Source organism: Geovibrio thiophilus (assembly GCF_004087915.1).
GTDB classification, from domain to species: domain Bacteria; phylum Chrysiogenota; class Deferribacteres; order Deferribacterales; family Geovibrionaceae; genus Geovibrio; species Geovibrio thiophilus.
The window spans coordinates 1270869-1296127 of the sequence record NZ_CP035108.1; the positions used below are offsets into that span (position 1 = coordinate 1270869).

21 protein-coding genes are annotated in these 25259 nt (G+C 48.9%); 13 read left to right on the forward strand and 8 right to left on the reverse strand.

The genetic code is table 11. The features are described 5' to 3' along the window. Positions 1-101 precede the first annotated feature (101 nt). From EP073_RS06015 to EP073_RS06025, 3 genes are all read left to right on the forward strand, one after another. Positions 102-2069 (forward strand): monovalent cation:proton antiporter family protein, encoded by a 1968-nt coding sequence (locus EP073_RS06015; protein ID WP_128466263.1) that lies wholly within the window; start codon positions 102-104, stop codon positions 2067-2069. Further along, entirely contained in the window at positions 2066-2335 is a 270-nt protein-coding gene (locus EP073_RS06020) for a hypothetical protein (RefSeq protein ID WP_128466264.1), read from the forward strand. The genes EP073_RS06015 and EP073_RS06020 overlap by 4 nt, the downstream gene beginning before the upstream one ends. 136 nt (positions 2336-2471) lie before the next feature. Then, entirely contained in the window at positions 2472-6227 is a 3756-nt protein-coding gene (locus EP073_RS06025; RefSeq protein WP_164885287.1) for a choice-of-anchor D domain-containing protein, read from the forward strand. Between the two features lie 44 nt (positions 6228-6271). On the opposite strand, the gene nifV is transcribed toward EP073_RS06025, so the two are convergent. Further along, a complete protein-coding gene (nifV, locus tag EP073_RS06030) occupies positions 6272-7390 on the reverse strand; it encodes a homocitrate synthase (protein ID WP_128466266.1) in 1119 nt (372 codons plus the stop codon). Positions 7391-7635: 245 nt separating this feature from the next. Here nifV and nifB point away from each other — a divergent pair, with 245 nt between their 5' ends. Both nifB and EP073_RS06040 read left to right on the forward strand, forming a co-directional pair. Further along, positions 7636-8976, forward strand: a complete 1341-nt coding sequence (gene nifB, locus EP073_RS06035) for a nitrogenase cofactor biosynthesis protein NifB (RefSeq protein WP_128466267.1) — start codon at positions 7636-7638, stop codon at positions 8974-8976. Continuing rightward, entirely contained in the window at positions 8973-9266 is a 294-nt protein-coding gene (locus EP073_RS06040; RefSeq protein WP_128466268.1) for a hypothetical protein, read from the forward strand. Before nifB ends, EP073_RS06040 begins: the two co-directional genes overlap by 4 nt. A 201-nt stretch (positions 9267-9467) precedes the next feature. Here the strand turns inward: EP073_RS06040 and EP073_RS06045 are convergent, their stop codons facing one another. After that, positions 9468-10484, reverse strand: a complete 1017-nt coding sequence (locus tag EP073_RS06045) for an MBL fold metallo-hydrolase (RefSeq protein ID WP_128466269.1) — start codon at positions 10482-10484, stop codon at positions 9468-9470. Positions 10485-10881: 397 nt separating this feature from the next. Between EP073_RS06045 and EP073_RS06050 the strand changes: the two genes are divergently transcribed. The 4 genes from EP073_RS06050 (at position 10882) to EP073_RS06065 (ending at position 14086) form a co-directional block, all read left to right on the forward strand. After that, positions 10882-12381, forward strand: coding sequence for a methyl-accepting chemotaxis protein (locus tag EP073_RS06050; RefSeq protein ID WP_164885288.1), 1500 nt, complete (start codon positions 10882-10884; stop codon positions 12379-12381). A gap of 80 nt (positions 12382-12461) precedes the next feature. Next, complete coding sequence (locus tag EP073_RS06055; RefSeq protein ID WP_128466271.1) at positions 12462-13277, forward strand: ZIP family metal transporter; 816 nt, start codon at positions 12462-12464, stop codon at positions 13275-13277. A gap of 130 nt (positions 13278-13407) precedes the next feature. Then, positions 13408-13770 carry a PAS domain-containing protein gene (locus EP073_RS06060; protein ID WP_128466272.1) on the forward strand — a complete coding sequence of 121 codons (363 nt, stop codon included), beginning with the start codon at positions 13408-13410 and terminating at the stop codon, positions 13768-13770. Positions 13771-13834: 64 nt separating this feature from the next. Beyond that, positions 13835-14086 carry a hypothetical protein gene (locus tag EP073_RS06065; RefSeq protein WP_128466273.1) on the forward strand — a complete coding sequence of 84 codons (252 nt, stop codon included), beginning with the start codon at positions 13835-13837 and terminating at the stop codon, positions 14084-14086. Position 14087: 1 nt separating this feature from the next. Here EP073_RS06065 and EP073_RS06070 read toward each other — a convergent pair whose 3' ends face one another. Beyond that, the gene (locus EP073_RS06070; RefSeq protein WP_128466274.1) at positions 14088-15350 is read right to left on the reverse strand and encodes an NAD(P)/FAD-dependent oxidoreductase; all 1263 of its coding nucleotides are present in this window, start codon (positions 15348-15350) and stop codon (positions 14088-14090) included. Between the two features lie 150 nt (positions 15351-15500). Here EP073_RS06070 and EP073_RS06075 point away from each other — a divergent pair, with 150 nt between their 5' ends. Then, a complete protein-coding gene (locus tag EP073_RS06075; protein ID WP_128466275.1) occupies positions 15501-16157 on the forward strand; it encodes a YkgJ family cysteine cluster protein in 657 nt (218 codons plus the stop codon). On the opposite strand, the gene EP073_RS06080 is transcribed toward EP073_RS06075, so the two are convergent. The 5 genes from EP073_RS06080 to EP073_RS06100 form a co-directional block, all read right to left on the reverse strand. Then, on the reverse strand, positions 16154-17407 hold the full coding sequence (locus EP073_RS06080; protein WP_128466276.1) for an MgtC/SapB family protein: 1254 nt from the start codon (positions 17405-17407) through the stop codon (positions 16154-16156). The two genes, EP073_RS06075 and EP073_RS06080, sit on opposite strands and share 4 nt — an antisense overlap. 88 nt (positions 17408-17495) lie before the next feature. Further along, positions 17496-20462 (reverse strand): diguanylate cyclase domain-containing protein, encoded by a 2967-nt coding sequence (locus EP073_RS06085; RefSeq protein WP_128466277.1) that lies wholly within the window; start codon positions 20460-20462, stop codon positions 17496-17498. Between the two features lie 23 nt (positions 20463-20485). Beyond that, a complete protein-coding gene (locus EP073_RS06090; protein ID WP_128466278.1) occupies positions 20486-20821 on the reverse strand; it encodes an STAS domain-containing protein in 336 nt (111 codons plus the stop codon). Between the two features lie 68 nt (positions 20822-20889). Continuing rightward, positions 20890-21867: a sodium:calcium antiporter gene (locus EP073_RS06095; protein WP_128466279.1), complete on the reverse strand. Its 978-nt coding sequence runs from the start codon at positions 21865-21867 to the stop codon at positions 20890-20892. Between the two features lie 44 nt (positions 21868-21911). Next, positions 21912-22559, reverse strand: a complete 648-nt coding sequence (locus EP073_RS06100; protein ID WP_128466280.1) for a Crp/Fnr family transcriptional regulator — start codon at positions 22557-22559, stop codon at positions 21912-21914. Positions 22560-22639: 80 nt separating this feature from the next. Between EP073_RS06100 and hcp the strand changes: the two genes are divergently transcribed. From hcp to EP073_RS06115, 3 genes are all read left to right on the forward strand, one after another. Continuing rightward, positions 22640-24262, forward strand: a complete 1623-nt coding sequence (gene hcp, locus EP073_RS06105) for a hydroxylamine reductase (RefSeq protein WP_128466281.1) — start codon at positions 22640-22642, stop codon at positions 24260-24262. A gap of 137 nt (positions 24263-24399) precedes the next feature. Next, positions 24400-24780, forward strand: a complete 381-nt coding sequence (locus tag EP073_RS06110) for a response regulator (protein ID WP_164885289.1) — start codon at positions 24400-24402, stop codon at positions 24778-24780. 224 nt (positions 24781-25004) lie between these two features. Continuing rightward, a complete protein-coding gene (locus tag EP073_RS06115) occupies positions 25005-25226 on the forward strand; it encodes a hypothetical protein (RefSeq protein ID WP_128466283.1) in 222 nt (73 codons plus the stop codon). Positions 25227-25259: the final 33 nt, after the last annotated feature.

Sequence of the window (25259 nt, forward strand, 5' to 3'; positions counted from 1 at the left end):
CTGCCTGAAAATATATTTTCTGCCGTATTATACATTGTGTAATGATTTATTGTAAACGCGGCACTCAGTTTTTTATCCGCAGGCAATAAAGGAGCTGCTCAGTGGGAATACCGTTACTGTCTGATATTACAATTATATTTCTTTTTGCTGCACTTGCGCTTTTTATTGCCGGAAAGCTGAAAATACCCGAAATTATGGGCTACCTGATTACCGGCGTTCTCGTGGGACCCAACGGCTTTAAGCTTATCCACGGAGTGGAGCAGGTGGATATGATGGCGCAGATAGGCGTTGTTCTCCTTCTGTTTACTATAGGCATAGAATTTTCCCTTGCCACGCTTATCTCTCTGAAGCGTCCTGCCATTTTCGGCGGCGGGCTTCAGGTCACAGGTACAATCATTGTTTTTGCGGTAATAGCCTATCTAGGCGGATACAGCATGAACAGCGCGGTTTTCGTAGGCATGATGGCGGCTGTATCGGGTACTGCTATCATGCTTAAGGTATTTGCCGCAAGGGGTGAGGTGGACTCTCTCTACGGAAGGATAGCCCTTGCCGTCTCAATATTTCAGGACATTGCTGTAATCCCCATGATGTTTATGGTTCCCGTGCTTGCGGGGCAGGGCGGCGGAATCGGAGAAGTTGGGCTTCTGCTCGGCAAGGCTGTTCTTATAGTCGTCTTTGTATTCTTCGGCGCCAGAACAATCGTGCCTAAAATTCTCTACCATGTGGCATCCACCAGAAACAGGGAACTTTTCATGATCACCATAGTTCTCCTCTGCCTCGGTGTTGCGTGGTTCACGTCCATGGCCGGTCTGTCGCTGGCTCTGGGAGCCTTCCTTGCGGGTATAGTGGTCAGCGAATCGGGTTACGGTCAGCAGGCGCTCGGTGATGTTGTTCCGTTTAAGGATGTCTTCACCGGATTTTTCTTTGTTTCCATAGGCATGCTCCTTAACCCCGCCGTTGTTATGGCAAATCCCGTTGCGATAATCGTCAGTCTCCTGCTTCTGGTGCTGTTTAAGTTTGCGGTAACCGGATTCGTGGTTAATATACTTGGCTATCCCATGAGGGTGGCTGTTCTTTCCGGTCTTTCCCTAGCTCAGGTAAGCGAGTTTTCGTTTATCCTAGGTGCTGCGGGTGCTGCTGCGGGGCTTATTGACGCCGACACATACTCGTTTCTCATAGCTGTAACTGTTATATCCATGGCGACCACGCCCTTTCTTATAGTTGCCGCTCCGAAGCTTGCGGACATTCTTTCTGTTCTGCCTCTGCCGACTAAGCTGAGGTTCGGTTATCTCCATGAGAAGAAGGAGGATGACAGCAAAGAGCTTATTGACCACATAATAATAGCGGGGTTCGGTCTCAACGGCAGAAATACAGCAAGAGCCGCCAAGGAGACAGGGATCGATTTTGTAGTTATCGAGATGAATCCTGAAACTGTCAAAAAGGAGAGGGAACTGGGAACGCCGATATTTTACGGTGACGCTTCCCAGTCTGCGGTTCTGGAGCACGGAAGCCTCCGCAGCGCGAGGATAGTTGTTGTCACGCTGCCTGATCCGGTGGCGGTGCGTAAGGTGGTGGAAACCGCCAGACGGGAGAACCCCACGGTTTATATACTCGCCAGAACAAGATACATAACCGAGATAAAGCCGCTGAAGGATCTCGGCGCGGATGAGATTATTGTCGAGGAATATGAAACAGCGATAGAAACCTTTTCCCGTGTGCTGAGAAAGTACCAGATTCCGGCAGAGGAGATAGAGAGAATCGCGTCAAGCATACGCTTTGAGGTTCACGGCGGCTCAAACGGCTCTGAATCCAGAGTGGCTTATAATGAGGGCGTCTGCCTCACCGGAATGAACATTAAGAATGTCACCGTTCCTGTGGGTTCGCCCGTTTCGGGGAAAACTCTCCGTGAGCTTGATCTCAGGTTCCGCTACAATGTCTCCCTCCTTGCGGTGAGAAGAGGGCAGCAGGTAATGGCTAACCCGGGCAGCGGATTTCTTCTGGATGAGAGGGATGAGCTTGTTCTCATGGGGGACGATGACGCTGTGCAGAATTTTATGAAGAGCCTATGATGAATGTTGATAACATACTTATATTTCTCAGCGGATTCATGATAGGCGGTTTTATATGCACCCGTGCGGAGGCGTTTTTGATCGAAAGGCGCTTCCCCGGAGAACGGGAGGCGGAGGATGTTGCTCCGTATATGAAAAGACTCAGCTTCGGCGGAGTGTTCTTCTCCGTTCTGCTGGGTGTTGTGGCGTATAATCTGTTTCCTCATGTTTTCATCTACGGACTTTGCGGAGGGTATGCCCTGTTTGCCGCTAAAATCGGAATGTAGCCCTTTTTATCAAGTTTTCTTATATTTTTATCATGCTATCGGTTTTTAATCTCGGACGATGGTTTTATCTGGTAATATAAATTACGGGTTCAGCCCTTTTCTTTTTCAGCTTTCAGAACAAATTCGGGAGAAAACCATGAAAGGTGTGTTCAGGTTATGTTTCAACATTATTTTTCTGTCCGCGTTTCTTATATTTTCTGCGGTTTCCTGCGGAGACAATGTCTCTGACAGTGAGACAGATAAGGTCAGCGTCCGTCTTAAAATGGACGGACTCTTTGAGGATGCCGGAAGAAGTAAGAGAACCTCTGTCGGCGGGCATACGGTAAGCAGTCTGTATCTTGATGTTTCTGCCTCGGGGTGGTCAGGGCTGAGGCTTAACCTCACTGATATGCTTAACAGAAACGAAAACGAAGTTGATGTGGAGATCACAGCCGGAAAGATATACACCTTTGCGGTGAGCGCATATACTTCCGGCAATGTTCTTCTTTGCAGCGGTTCAGAAAGCGCAATGATCCGCGCTAATTCAGAAGTTAATATCAATCTGGTCTGCGCTCTTCAGATTAGTGTGGATCTTTCATCCGCCAAGGTCGAAGGCGTTATGAACTTCCTTGACTACCAAAGCCTTCCGTCAGTGCAGACTGTTATGCAGAATCTCACGGACGCGATAGATGACGGCGTGAACCTCAGTGAGGTTCAGGATGCAGTGGAGGAAGCGGAGCTTGCGGCGGGAAGTTCTGTCAGAAGTAAAAACTCCCAGAGCTACCGAAATCTGGTTGCAGGTCTCAAGGCGCTTAAACAGAGCTCCGCTGCCGCTTTTAACGCATTTAAAAGCATGGTGAACGCTCTTGACAACACGGCGGAACTTAAGGAAGCCGCATCTATTCTTGAAAGTGTTCTGGAAGAAGGGCTTAAGCCTGAAATATCCGTAAGCCCCCCCTCAGTGAGCTTCGGTGATGTCGCCGTGAACACCTTTTCTCCTGAGGAAACTGTACTGATAACAAACTCCGGCAATTACAGGCTTAATATAAGCAGTGTAATGTCTTCAAATAATTACAGCTTCATGGCTGATATGTCCGGAGGCTCCTCACCCTGCGGCAGTACGCCTTTTACACTTGTTCCGCAGGCAAGCTGCACAGTTACTGTGAAGGCTCACCCCGTGACAGCGGGGATCTTAAACGGCACGCTGAGTATAATCTCATCGGACGCATCGGTTGACTCTGCTTCTGCGGCTCTCACCGTGAACGGAACGGTAACGGCAGCTCCCGTCATTACTGCGGATACCTCAAAGCTCGACTTCGGCGCGGTTGCAACGGGGCACTTCCTCACAAAAAACGTTACACTCACTAACGGCGGTACGACACCTGCCACGGGCATAACGGCATCCTTCACAGGCGGGAACGGCTACACAGAAACAACCGGCTGCACCAGCCTTTCGGCAGGGCAGAGCTGTACCATTACTGTGAGATTTGAGCCCGCTTCCCCCGCCGGATTAAGAGATTCCGTGATGACAATAAGCTCTAACGCCGCGGATGTTTCGGTTGAGCTGAGAGGTTATGCCGTGGTTGACGGCACTATGGCGTCGGAAGTGCTGTTTGAAGACACAGGATTTAACTCCATTACCGAAAAAAGCATAGCAGTATGCGGGGGAGGCAAGGCGCATGCGGTATTTTCCTCCAACGGCAAACTCACTTACGGCTTTTATGACGGTTCTGCGTGGATGTTAAGCAATATGGGAGCCGAACCGGACGAATGGGACAAAGCTGTGATCACAGCGGATTCGGACTGCATGCCGCATGTCGCTTATACAAAGGATCAGACTCTTCATTACGCCCAGAGCAGAACATCCGGCTTCTGGCAGCATTATGAAGTTGATCCTTCCATGACACTGAGAATGGACGGCGCGTTATCCATAGCCGCGGACGGAACGGATATTTATATATCAAGCATAGCTGAAGGCACAGACTCTGTAGTTGTTGATAAAACAGCCGACTTCGGGGCGACCTTCACCAGAAGAACCGTTGAGAGCGGGCTGGCAGGACCTGAAAGCACAATGCTCAAAATAGATTCCGCAGGCGTAATACACATTGTCTATAAAGACAGCGACGGCATTCACTATGCCGACAGCACATCGGATCCGTGGGCGGTGGATGAGGAAATAGCCGACGGCTACAACCCCTCAATCGCTTTTTCCGGCTCGGAGGTTCATGTTATTTATCACAACGGCGGTCTTTACGAGGTTGTCAAAAGCGATATTGCCGGATGGACTTCGGTACCGATTGAAATAGACAACACGCCAATGAACGGCTTAGCAGCTCTCTCCATTCCGGGCGGAATTGAGGTTTATTATAAATATACCGATACTCACAAAATTATGAAAAGCACATACGACGGCACATGGTCGGCTCCTGCCGAATTATATGACAACGTCATACCGTTTTTTACAGGAAGCGCCATGATAGCCGCTTCAGCCGCATCAAACGGCGACAGGATCGTCGTTTATGACGAAAAAGCAGTCCTCTCCTCCAAAAGCTGTACAGGCGGAACTTGGGGCAATTCGGTACCAGTCCAGATGCTGCTGGGCATAAATTCAGCCCTGTCGTTTGATGTGGAGTTTGTTCCGGAAGGAGCAGATTTCTCAGGTGTTCTCGGAGATTTTCTCTACGACACAAGCGGCGGACTATACATATTCCGAATGGAAAGCGGGGGTGTTTCGGCTGAGGTTCTTGATACTCCGGAAAAGTACATTGTTAAGGGTGTGGATTTTCTGAATACCGGCTCCGGCGAATCCGTGTGCTATGTTTATGAAACAGGGGTATCCCGCAAGCTCGGTTATTTTGACGGAGATACATATGCCTCACATGCGGCAATGGATGACTCTACCTCAAAAACATGCGCTCTGGAGAAAGATGATACAGGCGGCATATACATAGCCTACGGCGACAGCGCTTCAAAACCTGCACTCCGCAAAATCGGAACAGGAGTTTCCGGCGGGCTTAACGCAGACGTCAGTGAAACAGGGATGAGCATGAGGTTTCTTCCGTCCGAAAACAAGCTTTATTTCGTTTACTATGATGTTTCAAACGATTACTATGGTTTTAACTATTTCAGCAACACCAACGGCTTGACAGTTGAGAGCGTGTCACATGAAAGTGCTTATGCGGATCTCGCCGTGTCGTCGTCCGGTTCACTTGTTTACCTCTTCGGGGGTTCTGATGCAGCCGGCAATTCAACGGTTATGCTCGCCGAGTGCGAAGCGGATCTTTCTTCCTGCGATACGGAGGAGATTTACTCTCCGGCGGCAGGAAACTACGTGGACGGTGTATCGCTTGCTGTGGACAGTTCGGATCATATTTACGCAGGTATAATTGAGAGCGGAGAAAAGGTTGTTCTGGTTGAAGGTGTGCTGGGTGATACCTACACAGTGCATACTCTCGAAAGCTCCGATAATGTGAGTTCAGGCTCGTATGACGGCATAAAAGTTCTCACAGATCCGGTTACAGGACTTGTATCTGTATTTTATCGCAGCGGCAGCAAGCTTCTGCATGAAACAGAAAGTCTTATACCTGTCCTGAGTCTTTCCCATGTTTATAAAAACTTCGGCAGGATCACAATGGGGACAAATTCGGCGGAGCTTGCGATAACTCTTGCCAACAGCGGCACACAGATGATGAGCGTGGAAGATATAAGCCTAGAACACGGAGACAGCTTTATTCTGGAAACAGAATACGGAGCAGGTTCCTGCCCGCAGGATCAGTTCTCGCTTTATCCGGGTGAATCATGCTCCGTGAAGGTTAAATTCCGCCCGCTCGCGTCAGGCGCTTTTGGCGACAGGCTGGTTGTGGAAACTGACAGAAGCACGGAAATGACGAGCCTGTTCGGGGTGGGGCAGTAGATTGAAATGAGAGGCTTCCCGTTGTTAGGGAAGCCGTTTCTGTATTATATGGCGATGCTTTTATAAAGCTCTATAACTTCGCTGTTGTTCAGGCAGCGTTTCTTTCTGCCGCTGATATTTTTGGCGGCTTCAAGGAGCGCCTTCACTGTTTCGGAAGTGTATTCCAGCCCGTGAGACTTAAGAATGTATTCCAGTATTCCTCTGCCCGAGTGCTTGCCCACTACAAGCCTTCTCTCCATCCCCAGTTCCGCCGGATCAAAGGCTTCGTAGTTGTTGGGATTTTTCAGTATTCCGTCTGTGTGTATGCCGGACTCATGGGTAAACATCAGCTCGCCGATCACCGGTCTGTAAGGCTCAATTGCCCTGCCGGAAGCCTTTGATACATATTCACTGAGGCTTTTTATACACGAGTGATCAAATCCGTCCTCAATACCGTAAACATGGCGGGATGCCATGACTATCTCTTCCAGAGGGGCGTTGCCCGCTCTCTCCCCGAGACCTATGACTGTTGTGTTGACGTGTGTGGCGCCCGCTCTGATTGCAGCCAGCGAGTTTGCCGTAGCCAGCCCGAAATCGTTGTGAGCGTGGATCTCAACATCTATCTGAGCTTCCTCTATAATGCGTTTAACCGTCTCATAGGTCGAAAAAGGATCGAGTATCCCGACTGTGTCGCAGTAGCGGAAGCGTGCCCCGCCGTGCTCCTTTACCAGCTTCGCGTATTCTGTCACAAAATCAATGTCCGCTCTTGAGGCATCTTCGCCGCCGACGGACACATAAAGATTTTTCGATACGCAGAAGTCTATGACACGCCTTATCTGATTCTTGATCCATTCACGATCCTTGTTCAGCTTGGTTTTTATCTGTATGTCCGACAGGGGGAGGGAGATTTCCACCGAATCGGCTCCTGCGTTGATTGATGCCTGAACATCGCTTATGAGCGCCCTGTTCCATGCGATTATGCGGGCGTTTAAGCCGAGATCCACTATGCGTGAGAAGACTCTGCTCTCCTCTTCGCCCATTACGGGGATTCCCGCCTCAATCTCCTGAACGCCTATTTTATCAAGTCCTTTGACTATCTCCAGTTTTTCAGGGAGGGTGAAGCTGACCCCGGGGGTCTGCTCTCCGTCACGGAGGGTTGTGTCGTCTATCACAAAGCTTTTCATATATGCCTCCTTACAACGGGCGTCCTTTGTTTATTACACCTGCAAAACCCGTGCCATAGGTGTTTTCTTGTACGAATTGATATTTATCAGATATTTAGAGAGTTGCGGCACATTGTCGCAACAATGACAAAGTTACAAACATTGTAAGGTTTCGGACAAAGTGACAATTTTATAAGTTATTGATAGTTAATGAAGTGATGTTTGGCAGGCTTTTTGCATAGAGTCTGGCATAAGGAGAGTGCGTTATGGACAGAGAAACAATCAAACAAAAGGTAGAGAAACACCCCTGTTACTGTGCCGGTGCGCACATGAAATATTCACGCATACATCTCCCCGTTGCTCCCGCATGCAACATACAGTGCAACTACTGCAACCGCAAGTTTGATTGCAGCAACGAGTCTCGCCCGGGTGTGACAAGCGATATTCTCACTCCCGAGCAGGCGCTTGAGAAAACAATCTCCGCTTATCACGCAGTTGAGAACCTCAGCGTGGCTGGCATAGCGGGTCCCGGTGACGCGCTTGCGAACCCTGAGGAAACCTTCGGCACATTCAGGCTGATAAAGGAGTTCAACCCCGAAATCAAGCTCTGTCTCAGCACAAACGGTCTTGCTCTTCCCAAATATATTGATCAGATAGTGGAACTGGGCATAGAGCATGTAACGGTCACAATGAACGCCGTTGACCCTGAAATCGCTGTTAAGATATATGACAACGTAGGCGGAGAAAAGGGTATCGAAGCCGTCAAAAAGCTTATCGGCAACCAGATCTTGGGTATACGCATGCTTGTGGCTGAGAATGTTATAGTTAAAATAAATTCGGTACTCATTCCCGGAGTAAATGACGAACACATAGCCGAAGTGGCTAAAACCATAAAGGAGCTGGGCGCTTACATCCATAATGTAATACCCCTGATGTCAAAAAAGGAATACGGAACTAAGTTTGCAGAAATGGAGGTTCCCGAACCCGACTGCGCTATGCTTGCCAAGGTCAGAAACGACTGTGAGGATGCCATGGGCAGCTCAGAGAACATCATGAGCCACTGCCGCCAGTGCAGGGCGGACGCGGTGGGCAAGCTGGGGAGCGTATCCAAAATAGGCGACCTCTCTCTTGATGAGCATTCCAGAACACACAGTGACGCCGTTTTCGGCAAGCTGAACGAACTCGCCAAGGCGGATGTCAGCGTCGGTGTGGCGGAGCTTAAGGATTTCCTCGCAGACCGCACAGTAAGAATCGCCGTTGCTTCCTCAAACGGACGCTATCTTGATTCCAATTTCGGAAAAGCGGGAAGATTTGAAATATACGCTTTCACAGAGAGCGGTTACGCACATGAAAAAACATTCGATCTCGCCGCGGAGATAGCCGGCTCCCCCGAAAACAGACTGGATGCCAGAACATCGGCTATAATATCCGGTCTTGGTATCTGCAACGCCGTTGTCTTCCGTAAAATAGGCAACAGCGCAGCAGAAGAGATGAAAAACTTAGGCATAGCCCCCGTGGTGGGAACGGCTTATAACGTGTGCCTGAAAGAGGCATGGAAAGCGGCTGAAAAAATCATAGCTCCTGAAAAGGCGGAGGTGAAAAAATGATAACAGCACCGGGACTTTCATCCAGAGACTTTAACGGACAGCTTATTAAGGGCACTGTTATAGAGGTGGATTCGGGACTTATAAACGCTTCCGTCCTGATTCAGTCCGGCAAGCGCACCATAAGCATTATGATGTCCGCGGCAGAACTTGTAAAAGCCGGAATCACAGTAAACAGCACGGTTTTCTGTCTGATGAGCGGAAAGGACATAACAATAATAACGGATATAAAGGAATATATGACCAAGCTTCAGAAGAAGAATCCTAATCTGGAGACTTATCTTGTAAAATAAATCTGAGATTTCCTGACGGTATGCTCGGCACACTGTCAGGATTAGAAAGCTAACACCTTTCGACCCTCCTTATGAAAGACCGGAGTTCGCCGCTCCGGTCTTTCCATTTATCGCCGCCTGCCGTGCCGTCCGTGGGAAAGTTTTGCTTCACTGCGAACGAAGTGAAGCCGTCTCACATTCGAGGGGACGGGTGGATTTTCATCACCGCACAACATAGGTTGCCCCGAACTCCGGCACAATAAACTCACTCTCCGCAAGCCCTGCCGCCTCACGTGCTTTTACAAGGTCTGCGGCGGGTTCGTCTATTCCTTCATCGGTAAGCTGGACTGTGCCGAAGTGACCGCCTATGCTGAATTTAGAATTAATCTCCTGATGTATCTGCACGGATTCCTCCGGATTGACGTGGGAATACTTCATGAACCATCTTGGCTCATACGCCCCTATGGGAATAAGCGCCAGCTCAAAACTGCCGAATTTGTCCGCTATCATTTTATCATGGCTGCCCTTTGCCGTATCACCGGCAAAGTATATGTTGCCTGAACTCCCGGTGAGCACAAAGCCACCCCACAGAGTCATATTTCTGTCCCACAGTGTGCGGGCGGAAAAATGCCTTGCCGGAACAAACGTGATTTTCAGCCCCTTGAACTCAGTCTCTTCCCACCAGTCCATCTCCGTAACGTTTTTGAACCCTGTTTCCCGTATGTCCGGCACATTGCCCAGTCCGGTATATACGGCGGCATCGGGGAACAATCCGTGCAGCTTTTCAAGAGCGGGTTTGTCCATATGCTCATAGTGGTTATGGCTGATGAGGATTACATCCACAGGCGGCAGATCCTCCATCCTCACACCGGCATCCCTGACACGTTTCGGTCCTGCCCATGTGAAAGGGCTTGCTCTGTATGAGAAAAAAGGGTCGGTTAGTATGTTGAGCCCGTCAGTCTGTATAAGGAATGTGCTGTGATTTATGAAGGTCACCGAGAGCCCGTCCACTCTCCCGTTCGGGATTTTCTGCGGTGTGCTGTCCACCCACTCCGGCCATTCTGCTTTATTTGAACTGAAACGCCATTTCCAGACATCCCACCTTGAGCGTTCCGGACGGGGATCATAATTATAGAATCTTTCGCCGTCAAAAGGCGCGTTTACTTGTGCTCTCTCAACTTTTGCCGATGCCGAGCAGCCCGCCATAAACAAGGCGAGAAGAATAATTCTCAAATCCATTAAATCCCCCTGAACCGGATTAATAATATATTAAACCTGACTATTTCCGGCATAAAAAGTTTGCTCATTATGCAGATTTCATTTAATAAAAATACTGGACAATAGCCTGTATTAGTTGCTATTGTTGCTTTTGTTCTGGTAATACCTCTTTCCCATATACAATAGTTCTACTGGGGGTTGAACTGTGTTTTATGATGTTTACAAATGGCTTGAACGTTCTTTTTTTAATTCTCTCTCAAAAAAGATAGCGGGTAACCTTATCTTTTTAACAGGCGTTTCTTTTGCGGCGCTGATTTATCTTCTTTCCGAAACGGAAAATGACGGTTTTGTTTATTTCGTTCTCTGTCTTCTGCTTTTTTCTTCTGTTTTTACATTCTTTTTTCTGAGGAGCCTGATTGTGCGTCCGATCAGTGATGTTATTCAGACTCTTGAGGAAATGAATACAGGCTCAAAGGATCTCTCAAGACAGATTAAGTGCGGCTCCATAGACGAAATAGCTGATATGGTCGACAAATTTAACCTGTATCAGAGGAACATAGCCTCAACTGTGGATGATATACGCCGTCTGGGACTCAAAATTGCCGAGGAAACTGCCAAAACAACTAAGAATATCAATGATTCCGCTGATGATGCCCAAAATCAGGGCGAGCTGGCGGGCATAATATTCAACGCAAGCAGCGAGGCGACATCCGCCCTCACAGATATTTCCGTAAGCACCTCCGAAATAACCAGTTCCACCTCTGAGAATCTGGAATCCGTCCGCAGGAGCTATTCAGACATGGTGGGCATTACAGAGGGGATCAACATCATCAAATCAGAGATAGACTCATTTCAGCGCACAGTATCTGATTTGAGCAAAAATTCAGAGAATATCAGGCAGATAGTCTCGCTCATCAGTGATATATCAGACCAAACAAATCTTCTGGCGCTCAACGCCGCAATTGAAGCCGCCAGAGCCGGCGAGGCGGGCAGAGGTTTTGCCGTTGTCGCAGACGAAGTCCGCAAGCTTGCCGAACGGACTCAGAGCGCCACAAACGACATCGGCAGCAACATCAGCGGCATGACGGGACTTGTGAAAAGCACGGACAGCGGAGCTAAGCAGATAGAATCCTACGCCGCTGACATTCAGAATGTGGTCACAGGGGCTACGGCGCAGTTCCAGACTATGATGGACGACCTTGAGAAAAATAACTCAAATCTTCTCCGAATCGCCTCCGCAATTGAAGAACTCTCCGTCACCAACAGCCAGATACACGAAAACGTTGACTCAATAAACACTCTCAGTGTGAATGTTGCCGGGCATATGAAGCTTTCGGAAGAGGCGTCACACAATCTCGGCGGATTTACCGAGGAACTTCTGGATAACGTCGCCTCATTTAAAACGGGCAGCTCGGCAATTGAAAAGCTCATCCGCAGGGCAGGGGAGATGCGGGATATGTTCCAGAAGGAGCTTGAGGCTCTTTCCGCTAAATGCGATGTTTTTGACCGTAACTACAAGCCTGTGAAAAACACAGATCCGCAGAAGTACGAAAACTCCTATAACAAGCAGTTTGAAGCTGCCATGCAGAAAATGTTCGATAAATTCCGCGAGGAACTGGGCTCGATCTACACTCTCGGTGTTGATGCTGGCGGGTATCTGCCCACACACCACAGCCAGTTTTCCCGCCCCATGACGGGCAACGCTCAGGAAGACCTTGTGAACAGCCGCCACATGAGGATATACAACGCCAATCAGGTTGAGAAGAGAAGGGCTAAGAACACCAAGCCTTTCCTCCTGCAAACCTACGCCCGTGACACAGGGGAGCTGCTGAACGATCTCTCCCTGCCGGTATATGTTAAGGGCAAGCATTGGGGCGGTCTTATTATTGGTCTGAAACCGGAGAAAGTGCAGGGCTGAAATATTATTTCCTCCACTGCCGCTTGATTTGCGCAGGTTAGCGGTATACAATTCGTCATAGGTGTTATTGCGAGGCGTATATGGTTGAAATGTTTAAGGAACTCAGTCCGGTTTATCAGGCGCTTCTGGCGACTCTGTTCACATGGGGGATGACTGCTCTCGGCGGTTCTCTTGTATTCTTTTTTGTAAAAATCAACCGCAAGCTTATGGATGGCATGCTCGGCTTCGCAGCCGGAGTAATGATCGCCGCCAGCTACTGGTCTCTCCTTGCCCCTGCAATCGAAATGGCTGAAAACAACGGCGACACACCCGCATGGATACCCGCTGTCGTGGGGTTTCTGGCGGGCGGCGTTTTCCTTTGGGGTATTGACAAGGTCTTGCCTCACCTGCACCTCGGTTTTCCCAAATCCGAAGCAGAAGGCATTAAAACAAGCTGGCAGAGGAGTATTCTTCTGGTGCTTGCGATAACTCTTCACAATATCCCCGAGGGGCTGGCAGTGGGCGTTGCTTTCGGCGCTGTGGCATATGGTCTGCCTTCGGCTGATCTGGCGGGAGCAGTCGCTCTCGCCATAGGTATAGGCATACAGAACTTTCCCGAGGGTACAGCGGTTTCAGTTCCCCTGCGCAGAGAGGGCTTAAGCAAGTTCAAATGCTTCTGGTACGGGCAGCTTTCCGGAATAGTCGAGCCTATCGCAGCCATAATTGGCGTTCTTGCTGTTCTCGCCATGCGTCCGCTGCTGCCGTATGCCCTTGCTTTTGCCGCCGGCGCTATGATTTATGTCGTGGTGGAGGAGCTGATTCCGGAGTCTCAGCTTGAGAAAAACACAGATATAGCCACAATCGGGACCATGCTCGGCTTTGCCGTGATGATGGCACTTGATGTGGCATTGGGATAAAGGAGAAATTTTAATCTAAGTTTATTTATTAACTGAATGTCACTTTTTGTCTTGCAAAAAAGCGTATGTGTAATATTTTGTGACAATATATACAAGAGCAAAACAAAATATATACAAACAGGTGACTTTAATGATTGGAATCGGGTTCGACAAGCTTGACGAACTTACTGATGGTGTATTCTACGTGGACAACAAGCGACGCATCCTCTTCTGGAACAGGGGCGCAGAGGAGATCACTGGCTATCTCAAATCCGAATGTGTGGGGAAAATGTGCTTCGATGATCTTCTGCGCCACGCAGACCATTGCGGGAAGGAGCTTTGCAGGACGGACTGCCCTATGCAGAAAACCCTTAAGGACGGCAAACCAAGAGAGCTTGATGCTTTTCTTCTGAATAAAAGAGGTGAAAGACTTCCCTGCACTGTGAGCATTAAGCCTCTTTATGATTCAACAGGCGCCATAAGAGGAGCCACGGAAAACTTCAGCCTCAGATAACATACAGAGACATTTCCTGTCTGCCAAGCAGTTATAATCCTCCGAAACTTGCGGAGGATTGACTATGCTTGAAACAGTTGCTGTGATTCTGGGGATAGTTCATACAATTACTATGCTTATTTTTGTTCCGGTCTGGAACGTTCTCTCTAAACTCAACAGGAGCATAGGCGGGGTTAAGGACGCTTTGCAGGATCTTAAGCTTCATATATCCGAGAAGTATTCGACCAAGGATGATTTTTACCGTCTGGAACGTCAGTGCGAGGAGGCTGTTCAGCGCGTCCATGAGCGTATAGACGCGCTTACCGACAAACGCTGATTTAGCTGTCGCCGTTGTAGAATCTCCACTTTTTCTCCAGAATAAGCCTTGAGCCCCTGCGGAATGTGAGGTATGACCATGCCCACTGAGCGACGACAAGGAAGCGGTTCTTGAATCCCGCCAGATAGTAGATGTGAACCAGAAGCCACGCCACCCATGCGGTGAATCCGGTAAGGCGCATTATACCGAACTCGGTTATGGCTTTGCTGCGCCCTATAGTTGCCATCTGACCTTTGTCTTTGTATTTGAAGGGTTTTCTGGGCTTGCCTCTCAGCTCCGCGGATATGAGATCCGCAAGGTAATTCCCCTGCTGCATAGCCACAGGAGCTATACCGGGGAGCGGCTTGCCTTCATCGTCCGGAAAGCAGGCGCAGTCTCCCGCCGCAAATATATCCGGATGACCGATAAGACTCAGATCGCTTGTAACCGCTATGCGGTTCATTCTGTCCTTTTCTATTGTGAAGTCGGCGTCGATGGAGTTTGCCTTCACTCCGGCAGCCCAGAGGACTGCTGTGGTCTCGATCCTTTCATTTCCCACATTCAGTCCGTTTTCGTCTATATTCGTGACAATACTGTTTGTCCATACCTGAACACCGAGCTGCTCTAATGATCTGGTTGCCCATGCGGAGAGCTTTTTGCTGAATGACGGGAGTATGCGGCTTCCGCCTTCGATGAGTATTACTCTGGTGAGCTTGGCATCTATGTTTTTGAAGTCCTTGGCGAGTGTATATCTGCTCATTTCTCCGATCGCTCCTGCCAGTTCAACCCCTGTGGGACCGCCGCCAACAACGGCGAAGGTGAGGAATTTTTTCTGAAGGCTGCGGTCTGATGTTTTTTCGGCGTTTTCAAAGGCGGAGAGAACCCTTCTCCGTATTTCCGTTGCCTGCTCCAGAGTTTTCAGCCCGGGAGCGTGCTGCTCCCACTGCTCATTGCCGAAATATGTATGCTTCGCCCCGCATGCTATTATCAGGTAATCGTAGGAGAGCTCACCGAAGTCGGTGACAACTTTTTTATCATCTGAGTTTATGGAGAGCACATTCCCCAGAACAACCTTGATATTGTCATGTTTGGCGAGAAGGCTGCGCACCGGGACGGCTATATCCGCAGGGTTCAGCCCTGCCATAGCCACCTGATAAAGAAGAGGCTGGAAAAGATGATGGTTTGTCTTATCTATCAGAATCACTTCTGCGTCTTTATTTCCGCCGAGCCCCTTGGCTGTGTTTAATCCGGCGAACCCGCCGCCGATAATAATGATTTTTTTCATGCCATCCTCCGGATGCAAAAGGGACAATGCCTGTGTATGCCGCTGATAATTGGTTATTTATTTATGCAGGTCAAGCATTTATTTTGGTTTTTTTTAATCGCTTTATCTTGATATAATATCACAGTGTTATACACATTATGAGGGGTTTTAATGTTGATTTATGAACAAATACTGAAAAGAGTGACGGACAAGCTGAGTAAGGCAAGAACAGACGCCTGTCTCGGAAAGGCTGCCGAACAGGCGGCTGAGGCTGCTGATATGCTCATCGGCAGGGAGAGGGATAAGACTTCGTTTGAATTTATCGCATGCAGGGTCGGGTGCGCACATTGCTGCGTGGTTTATATTACGGTGCTTCTGCCCGAGGCGGTGAATATCGCCCGCTATCTCAGGGAGCAGGGGGAAGCCGAAAGGCTTATTCCGCTTCTTGTGGAACGGGTGCGGGAGACCATGTGGACGGAGGAGCAGGACTGGAGCCTTCTCGGGAAAAAGTGTATTTTTCTCGACAAAAGCGGGGGATGCTCTGTTTATCCGGTGCGTCCTCTGCTTTGCAGGGCGGTAACCTCCGTTTCCGCGGAGGATTGTCATGAAGCTCTGACGGCTAGGATAATGGGGGAGGAAAAGCCGATCCTGATGAATCTTGCGGTGAAAAAAAACTATGAGCAGGCTTTCAGGGCAATGGCGGGTGCCATGGAAAAATGCGGTATGGACAGCGCCGGACTTGAGCTGACACGGGCGGTGCTGTGCGCTCTCAGGCATGACGACATAGCGGAAAGGCTCGGAAAAGGGGAGAAGATACGCCCCTGTTAGGCGGCTATGTACAGGGCAACACCGCCCGCGGCGAGTGCCGCCGCAAACACCGTCATAACCCTGATGCCCACCTGCCTGTTTGATATGAAAAGCACAAGCAGACCCTTGAGCAGGGTGTTTGTCGCCGCCGCCGTCATTATCGCCGTGGCTGCGGTGGTGTGGCTGAGCTCGCCGTGCGCCAGTCTCGCCATTGAGATGGTTATGGCGTCCACATCTGTTAAGCCTGAGAAGAAAGCCAGTACTATAATTCCCGCATCGCCGAAGGATTCCTTGATAAACTGCGAGATTAACAGAATGAGCGAAATAAGCGCCGCAAACTTCAATGCAGGCTTTATCTGAAACGGGTTGCTGAGAGGCGGGACATCCGCTTTCACCTCTTTGTCCTTCGCGCGGGTGAACCAGAAAAAAGCCATGCCCAGATAAACTGCGATGCCGCTGACTAAGAGCGGAGCGGCAACCAGCCTCAGAAGCTCTTTGTTAACAACGGAAACCTCAATGAGCATTCGGGGGAACATCGTTCCGCAGGCGATGAGTATTCCGGCGGAGAAGACTCTTTTAAGCTGTGAATGCTTGCCCAGTCGTGAAAATGAGAGGGTGAGCGCTGTGGAGGACACCAGACCGCCGAGTATGCCCGTTATCATTATGCCTTTGCCCGCACCGGCTATTCGTATGGCGAAATATCCCGCGAACGACATTCCTGTTATAAGCACCACAAACCACCATACTTCATAGGGATTCAGTGCTGCATAAGGACCGTATCCCTGATCGGGAAGCACAGGGAGCAGAACGACAGATATGAGCAGAAGCTTCAGCGTGGCGTGTATCTCCTTTGCTTCAAGCTTTTTTACCCATTGATAAACAACGGGCTTCATGCTGAGTATCACCGCTGTTACAACCGCTATGGAGGATGCTATTGTCATAAAGCCGAGTGATGAGAGCAGCCCGAGGCAGAAGGTAATGTCTGCTGCGATGACTGTTGTTATTCCCACTCCGTGCGGGCGTCCGCAGTCGCTCACATGAACGGCGGTGAGAAGAACAGTGACAGCGGCAAATGCAATGCCTGCTATGAAAAGATTATTGTAAGTGCTGCTGAGAAAACCGATTATTCCGCCGAGAAGACCTATGAGCCCGAAGGTGCGGAGACCGAAAAAAGGTGAGGACTCACCGTCTATAACTTCACGCCAGCCTCTTTCAAGCCCGATGAGAAGCCCCAGCGCAAGGGACAGAAACAAAGGAATAAACTCGTTCATCAGACACCTTCATTAATATAGCCGATAATAGTTTAGCCTATTTCGGGCAGGATAACAAACCAAGAAATTTTAAGGCGTAAGCCGGCGCTCAGCCCATTGTTCTCAGGCTGATACGGTTTCTGCCGGCGTCTTTTGACTTGTAAAGTTCTTCGTCTGCCGCTTTGTACAGTGAATCCATATCAATTTTTGGATATTTTGCCAGATTAACGCATATCCCGCCGAAGGACGAGGTCACGAATTTGGAGGCGGGGTTGCCTGTGTGCTCTATCATAAGATTTTCAAGCGCGCCGCGGATTTTTTCAAGAAACTCAGCGCTCTTTTCTTCGTCCAGACCGCTGAACAGGAGACCGAACTCTTCGCCGCCCAGACGGAAACTGTAGTCCGAGCTCCTCAGCATGAAGCCTTTCAGGCAGTGGGCAACGCTTTTAAGCACCATGTCACCCTGAGTGTGTCCGTAGGTATCGTTGTATTCCTTGAATTTATCTACATCCAGCAGGACAAAGGTGAGGAATTTGCTGTCCCGTCTCACTCTTTTCAGCTCGGCACTGAGAACGGAGTTGAAGAAGCGCCGGTTGTGCAGTCCGGTGAGCTCATCAGTGAGAGAAAGCTCCTCAACTTTTTTTCTGTCGGTTATATCCTGCCTGACAGAGAGCATGCCAATCACTGTGCCGTCAGGGTTGAATTTAGGCGAAACGGTAGCCTTCACCCAATAAAGTTCTCCGTTTTTGCGCCTGTTTCTCACCTCTCCCGTCCATTTTTCTCCGGAGAGTACCATAAAGCGTATGTCGTCCGCCGTGGGCGGGTCGTTTCTGTCATACTTGAAGTCGTTATGCTTCTTGCCTATCAGCTCTTCCCTGCTGAATCCGGAGACAAGGCAGAAGGCTTTGCTGACTGAGGTTATTAACCCTTTTTTGTCAGTTTCGGAGACGATCACGTTTTCATCTATTATTTCCACGTATTCGTTGAGCTTGAAGTAAGCGTTTTTGAGCTCATGCTGAGCCTTGCGCATTGCGGTAATATCCTGCACAGTCCCTGTTATCACCTTTTCCCCGTTTTTCAGAACGGATGTGACGGCTTTGGCGTGCACCCACTTATCCTGACCGCTCTGGTCGCTTACTTTGTATTCGGTTTCAAATGGAATATTTTTTCTTGCCAGATCCTGAAGGTGCTTTTTCAGCCTGTTGCGGTCATGCTCATGAACTTTCTCCAGAAAGCTTTCCAGTACCACTTCCTGTCCTTCCCTGATCCCGTGGATGGTGTAAAACATTCTGGAAAGCCACAGTCTGCCGCTGCGCAGGTTCCATTCCCAATTGCCTATGTTGGATATGGTCTGGGCGTTTTCAAGACTTGCTCTGGTTTTTTCCAGTTCGTCATGAAGTTCTTTTCTGGTGCTGATGTCGCTGAAGGTGGCCGCTGTTTTGTCTACCCTGTCGGCGTTGCTTGTGAACAGAGGCATGACGTTTACTATAAACCAGCTTGTGTTTCCGTCAGGCTTTTTCAGCCCGATTATGCTGTCCACAGACGGCTTGCCGTTAGTTCTGCATGCTGCTATGGGCGGGCAGAAGCTTCCGGTTACATTATCGGTTTCATCGGTGAATTTGAGCCCGACTGATTCAAGGGTTCTCCCTATTATGCCTGTGTCGCCTATGCCGAACATTTCCCGCAGGCTGGCGTTGATGCTGATTATCCGCCCCTGTCCGTCCTGAATAAGCACTCCTTCGCGCATCACGGCAATTACAGTCTTGAAGCGCTTCTCGGTTTCCTGCTTCTCTTCCGTTTCTTTCAGCAGAGCGAGATGTTTTTCTTCCAAGCGGTTCTCAAACCCGATCCTTTCATCAATCATCCTGTTGGCGTATTCCGCAAGGATTCTGAATTCCGTGAAAAACAGCTCGTCGGGAGCTATTCTCGCATTTTCATCCCTTCCTCTTTCAAAGAAGAGCATGAATGAGCCGAAGCTTCTCTTTATACGCTCTGATATTCTGCGGGCAATAAGTGAAATAACTATGAGAGTTACGAGCAGCACAGCGACTGTCTGTATTATGCTTTTTTTTGTCCTTGCCGCCATGACGGTCTTTTCCGCTTCGTATTCCGCTTCTATATCATCGATGTACAGTCCTGTTCCGTAAATTGCGTTCAGTTCCCTGTCTGCGGCGAAGTATGATATTTTGTTGAGGGGCTTGCCGCCTTTGCGTCGTGGATAGAGATAAGAGTAGAATGTACCGTCCTCTTTTTCCAAAAACTCTTTTATTTCGAGATAAGGGTACTTGCCTGTAGAATCCTGAAACTTTTCAAAGTAGAGGGGAGGGTCGTAGAAACTTCCGAAGTTTGCGTGGAGATAGCCGTCAAAGTCTGCGACGATGAAATATCCGTCCTGCCCGAGGGACATATGAGCAAGAGACCTGAATATCTTCTCTCTCATTCTGCCGAGAAAAAGCTCTCTGTTTATCTGAACGCCTATTATGAGCCCGGATCTTTTTTCCAGAGCGGCGGACGCGCTGATGTCTAAAGGACTTCTCTCTTCCTTCGGAGCGCTTCTGAAGCGTGTATTTGCCTTAAAGCCTGTGAGTGCGTTTTTGAAGAGAGTTTCGTAAGGGCTTAATTCATCAGCGTCTTTGTATGTGAATACATGGCTGCCTATAAGCTCGGGCATGGAGGAATGAGCGAGGAACATGCCTTCCTTATCCAGAATGAAAATATCTGTCTGGAGATTCAGCGCAAGAGATATTAGTGAGCTTAAAAGCTCGTTATGTTTTTCGTATTTCGCTATTTGTCCGGCTGAGGCAAGAATATTTTCCAGACCGGCGGAGATGAATCTGCCTATCTCATCTTCTGTCCGCCCCTTTTCAAAGTCTATGAAAGCCTTTACCTCATCCACCTGAGTGCGGATAAGCTCTTTTCTGCTGTTAATCTGAGCGGTTTTCAGGGTCGCCGCTTCTTCATCGAAGCGTGTGTTGATCTCCTTTACCCACAAAAAACCCACCGTAACGACGGTAACTACCGCCGCAGTGAACGCTGACAAAAAAATCTGTTCCGATAGGTTTTTGAATTTAAGCATCAGCCTGCCTTACTATTCCGGCTTCACCCGTAGCTTTTAAGTGCAGACTCAGTATCTTTATATACTTTAAGCACTTTGTGCAGACTGGTGATCCTGAGTATATCCGTAATTCCCGGGCTTACCGCAGCCAGCCTGAGATCTCCGCCTGAGTGTCTCAAATCCGCGGCGGCTTTAACAAGCGTGCCCAAGCCGCTGGAATCAATGTAAATGGTTCTGTTCATGTTTATGACCGCTTTGACGCATCCTGATTCGGCAAGCTCTCTGACAAGCTTTCTGAAATCTTCAAGGGTGTCGTAGTTGATCGATTTCGGCGGCGTTATAACAGTCGTGATTCCGCCCTCATTTTTATATTCCCACATAAGCTACCGTTTTATTATGAATTATATGTTCCCGCACTGCTTTTGTAAACTCAATGTCGGGCTCCATTTTAAGACGCAAAGTACACATACGCCATATAGATCACATAAAGTGCGGCTATAGCCCATGATACAAGTGATATACGCCTGTGCTTTTTTGCTGTTTTATCAAGCTCTATTCCCAGAAGCACAAGAGCGACAACAATTGAGGTGAGCAGCACCGCCAATGTGTTAACCCTGCTCACTGTGGAATATACGTCACCCTTGAGGTAAAACAGGTCACAGAGCCCGACTATCGTTATATTGAATATGTTGGAGCCGATGAGGTTGCCCACAGCCATATTCACCGAGCCCAGCTTAACAGCGGCTATGCAGACTGCAAGCTCCGGCAGGGACGTCACGAACGCCAGAAGAAAGTTGCCCACGAACGAGCCCCCCAGTCCTGTATCAGTGGCTATGAAATCCGCTGACTTGCTGAGCGCAAGCCCCGCCGCCACTATGATTGCCGCTGAAACGGCGAATGATATGAAGGCGGATGAAAGCGTTGTTCCGTTTACGTCAGTCTCCTCCAGCTCTGCTTCAAGCTCGTCTTTGTGGATGAACGCTGTGTACATGGAGATAAAATAAACGGCGAATATGGCTATGCTTGTAACATTCAGCCAGCCTATGGAGGGCATAGGCGCTAAAAGTCCCACACCGCTTATCATCGTGAGGATGATAACGTAGAGTCCGGTTGTCACGTTGGACTTGCTGGCGTGTGCCAGTATGCTCCCCTTGCGGTACATGGCGTCCATTATGAAGATTACCAGCATGTTGAACATGTTTGAGCCGTAAACATTACCGAAGGCGAGATCAGGGTTGTCGACGATCGTTACTGCGCCTATGGAGGAAATTACCTCCGGAAGACTGGTGGAGGCGGCAATGAGCGTAAGCCCTATGAAGCTGTGCCCGAGTCCGGTTTTTTCGGCTATGACATCGCCGCTGACGGACATTTTTTTACCGGCGAAGATTACCGCCGCAGCGGACGCAAGGAAAAGAAGATAATACATTTTAAATACACCCTGAATTTCAGATTATTTTTGAGGCACGCAAGCTATCCGTCAAGCTCTTTGAGAAAAGTTATTTTTCTGCCTTCATAGGCTATAACTTCCTCTTCCGCAAGCTTTTTCAGAAGCCTTGAAAAGGTTTCCGGAGTTGTCCCCAGCAAAAGAGCCAGCTCCCCCTTCGGAACCGGCAGTGTGACTGTGTTTTTACCCTTGTGCTGCAAGGTTTCCAGATAATGCAGGAATCTTCCCCGCACATCCTTAAGGGTGAGGTTTTCGATCATGTTGACGAAATATTTTATCCGTCTGGCGAGCAGACCTATTATCGCCATTGCAACCTTCGGAGTTTTTTCTATCTGCCTGAAAAGCTCCGCGGCGTCCATCTCAAGGAGGACGCAGTTTTCCATTGCTTCTGATGTGACAGGATAGCAGCACTCAAGCTGAAGAATGATTTCAGCGAACATTTCATTCTGCGCAACGAAGTGAACTATGGCTTCCTTGCCTTCGTTATTCGTTTTGTAGAGCTTGATCTTCCCTTCCAGCAGAAAATAGATGTATCTGCCCGTCTGCCCCTCCATGAAGAGTATGCCCCCTTTGTCGAGGGTTTTTACTCTGGAGATCCTGTCAATGACGTCATGCACGCTGTCATCGCCGAAAAATGCCGTTAAAAATTTCTTTACTGCGTTTTTTTTATCCATTCTTGATCCATATCAAATCATTTACTTGTTATTCTTATATCATAACTCCATCAGAAAAAAAAAGACAGGAGGACAAATTAATGGGAATGTTTTGTATGCAGTGTCAGGAAACGGCAAAAAACACCGGCTGCACGGTAAAGGGTGTTTGCGGCAAACAGGCGGATACCGCACAGCTTCAGGATCTTCTTCTTTTCACCCTCAAGGGCATAGCTTTTGCGGGCGAACACGCTCCCGCCGGAGTTTATGAGAAAGAGGCAGGTTTCTTCACAATCAAGGCGCTTTTCGCCACAATCACCAACGCTAACTTTGACAATGTTAAGCTGACATCTCTTGTGAAAGAGGCTTTGAATATAAGGGAATCCGTTAAGGCTAAAGCGGCTCTGCCTGCGCAGACCCCGGACTGTGTTACGTGGACGCCCGCAAGTGACGCTGAACTTGATGCGAAAGCGGCTTCAGTGGGCATTCTGCTTGAAACAAACGAAGACCTCCGCTCTCTGAAAGAGCTGATCACCTATGGTCTTAAGGGAATAGCAGCCTATGCTGAGCATGCGGCGGTTCTCGGTTATGAGGATGACGCCATCTACTCCTTCGCTAAGGAAGCTCTCGCTGCCACAGTTAAGGATCTCGGCATGGAGCAGCTTATAGCGCTTGTTATGAAAACAGGCGAAATCGCTGTAACAACTATGGCACTGCTTGATAAGGCTAACACCACATCCTACGGCAGCCCTGAACCCACTGAGGTTAACATCGGCGTGCGTAAAAACCCCGGGATACTTATCTCCGGTCACGACCTGAAAGACCTTCAGGAGCTCCTTGAGCAGACGGAAGGAACAGGTGTTGACGTTTACACCCACAGTGAAATGCTTCCCGGTCACTACTATCCGGCATTTAAAAAGTACAGCCAGTTTGCAGGAAACTACGGCGGCTCATGGTGGCATCAGGATAAGGAGTTTGAAACATTCAACGGACCTATCCTTATGACTACAAACTGCATCGTGCCCGTTAAGGATTCTTACAAAGAAAGAATCTTCACAACAGGCATGGCGGGCTATCCGGGCGTTAAACACATCGCCGACAGAGCAAAAGGCGGCAAAAAGGATTTCTCCGAAATTATCGCCCTCGCTAAAAAATGTGCGGCTCCCGTTGAGCTTGAAACAGGCAAAATCATCGGCGGTTTCGCTCACGGAACGGTTCTTTCCATAGCTGATAAGGTCATAGAAGCTGTTAAATCCGGCGCTGTGAAGGGCTTTATCGTTATGGCAGGCTGCGACGGCAGACACAAAACCCGCTCACACTACACGGAAGTTGCGGAAAAACTGCCCGAAGGATACATCATCCTCACAGCCGGCTGCGCGAAATACCGCTATAACAAGCTGAATCTCGGTACAATCGGCGGAATCCCCAGAGTGCTTGACGCCGGTCAGTGCAACGATTCATACTCCCTTGCCGTTATAGCGCTCAAACTGAAAGAGGCTTTCGGTCTGGATGATGTGAACAAGCTCCCCATCTACTATGATGTGGCATGGTATGAGCAGAAAGCGGTTACCGTTCTTCTCGCACTTCTTTACCTCGGCGTGAAAAACATCCACCTCGGACCCACGCTGCCCGCGTTTCTTTCTCCGGCAGTGGCAAACTTCATAGTCGAGCAGTTCAAGCTCAGCCCTGTTAAAGAGGCGGATGAGTTTGTAGGAATGCTTGCTTAACTGAAAAAAATTAACGTACCGGAAGGGTGCAGACCCTTCCGGTTTTTTTATCTCTTGACTATAAGTCTCTCAGGCAATATCCTCTAGAAAACACTACATTATTGATAGTAATTTTCATGGGGTGAGGCGTGTCTTCATTGGATTTAAGCAAGCTCAGGGTACTTTGCGTTGAGGATGACGAAATAGCCAGACTCTCCATCGTGAATATCATCCGCAGAAGGGCGGCTGAGGTTTACATGGCTTCCAACGGTCAGGAAGGACTGGATGTCTTTATTGAAAAACGTCCCGATCTCGTGGTGGCAGATCTCGCAATGCCCGTTATGGACGGCGCTGAGATGATAGCCTCCATCAGAGAGCATGATAAGCATGTACCCATCGTAATCGTAACCGCTTTTCCCGATCAGGGAAAAAATCTCGACGGCGCTGACTATATAATGGTCAAGCCCGTTCATAAGGATCTTCTTCTGGAACTTCTCCATGCCTGTGTGAGAAAAATAAACGAAAAAGGGAAAGCCTGAACCCGCCGATCATTAAAATCTTTGTTACTTTCGTTCGTCAGTTAAAAAAATCCATACCTTGTTTTTTGAATTTCAAGTGAACAATCGCTAAGATTTATTCTTAAAAATGTCAGAAAAGTCATAGTTTTGTATTGTTGTTCCGTGGTAAATTTGATATTCTTGGAAATGTAGGGGTATATCTGCACGCTGTTAAATTCTTCAAATAAAGACCATGGAGCAGGATTATGAGCTTCGGAAGTACTGTATATCGTTATGGGCTTTATATTACTTGGGGCGTTGTGTTCATTATGGCTTATATCTACTGTGTCAAAACCTACGGCTTTGCCCTCGGCGGCGGCGTGGGCTGGCTGCCTTCCGCCATTGCCGCTTACGTGGCAGGGCTTGTGTGGCCTGCGGTGGTTCCTCTTCTTGCGTTTATGCTTCTCAGCGGCAGGTTCGTGGTTTGACTTTATGATGAAAAATTTTCTATTCATGGGAAG

Coding starts and splice junctions, on each gene's coding strand:
- EP073_RS06020 (WP_128466264.1), top strand. CDS start 2,066: ATGATGAATGTTGATAACATACTTATATTTCTCAGCGGATTCATGATA.
- EP073_RS06025 (WP_164885287.1), top strand. CDS start 2,472: ATGAAAGGTGTGTTCAGGTTATGTTTCAACATTATTTTTCTGTCCGCG.
- nifV (WP_128466266.1), bottom strand. CDS start 7,390: ATGAAAAGCTTTGTGATAGACGACACAACCCTCCGTGACGGAGAGCAG.
- nifB (WP_128466267.1), top strand. CDS start 7,636: ATGGACAGAGAAACAATCAAACAAAAGGTAGAGAAACACCCCTGTTAC.
- EP073_RS06040 (WP_128466268.1), top strand. CDS start 8,973: ATGATAACAGCACCGGGACTTTCATCCAGAGACTTTAACGGACAGCTT.
- EP073_RS06045 (WP_128466269.1), bottom strand. CDS start 10,484: ATGGATTTGAGAATTATTCTTCTCGCCTTGTTTATGGCGGGCTGCTCG.
- EP073_RS06055 (WP_128466271.1), top strand. CDS start 12,462: ATGGTTGAAATGTTTAAGGAACTCAGTCCGGTTTATCAGGCGCTTCTG.
- EP073_RS06060 (WP_128466272.1), top strand. CDS start 13,408: ATGATTGGAATCGGGTTCGACAAGCTTGACGAACTTACTGATGGTGTA.
- EP073_RS06065 (WP_128466273.1), top strand. CDS start 13,835: ATGCTTGAAACAGTTGCTGTGATTCTGGGGATAGTTCATACAATTACT.
- EP073_RS06070 (WP_128466274.1), bottom strand. CDS start 15,350: ATGAAAAAAATCATTATTATCGGCGGCGGGTTCGCCGGATTAAACACA.
- EP073_RS06075 (WP_128466275.1), top strand. CDS start 15,501: ATGTTGATTTATGAACAAATACTGAAAAGAGTGACGGACAAGCTGAGT.
- EP073_RS06080 (WP_128466276.1), bottom strand. CDS start 17,407: ATGAACGAGTTTATTCCTTTGTTTCTGTCCCTTGCGCTGGGGCTTCTC.
- EP073_RS06085 (WP_128466277.1), bottom strand. CDS start 20,462: ATGCTTAAATTCAAAAACCTATCGGAACAGATTTTTTTGTCAGCGTTC.
- EP073_RS06090 (WP_128466278.1), bottom strand. CDS start 20,821: ATGTGGGAATATAAAAATGAGGGCGGAATCACGACTGTTATAACGCCG.
- EP073_RS06095 (WP_128466279.1), bottom strand. CDS start 21,867: ATGTATTATCTTCTTTTCCTTGCGTCCGCTGCGGCGGTAATCTTCGCC.
- EP073_RS06100 (WP_128466280.1), bottom strand. CDS start 22,559: ATGGATAAAAAAAACGCAGTAAAGAAATTTTTAACGGCATTTTTCGGC.
- hcp (WP_128466281.1), top strand. CDS start 22,640: ATGGGAATGTTTTGTATGCAGTGTCAGGAAACGGCAAAAAACACCGGC.
- EP073_RS06115 (WP_128466283.1), top strand. CDS start 25,005: ATGAGCTTCGGAAGTACTGTATATCGTTATGGGCTTTATATTACTTGG.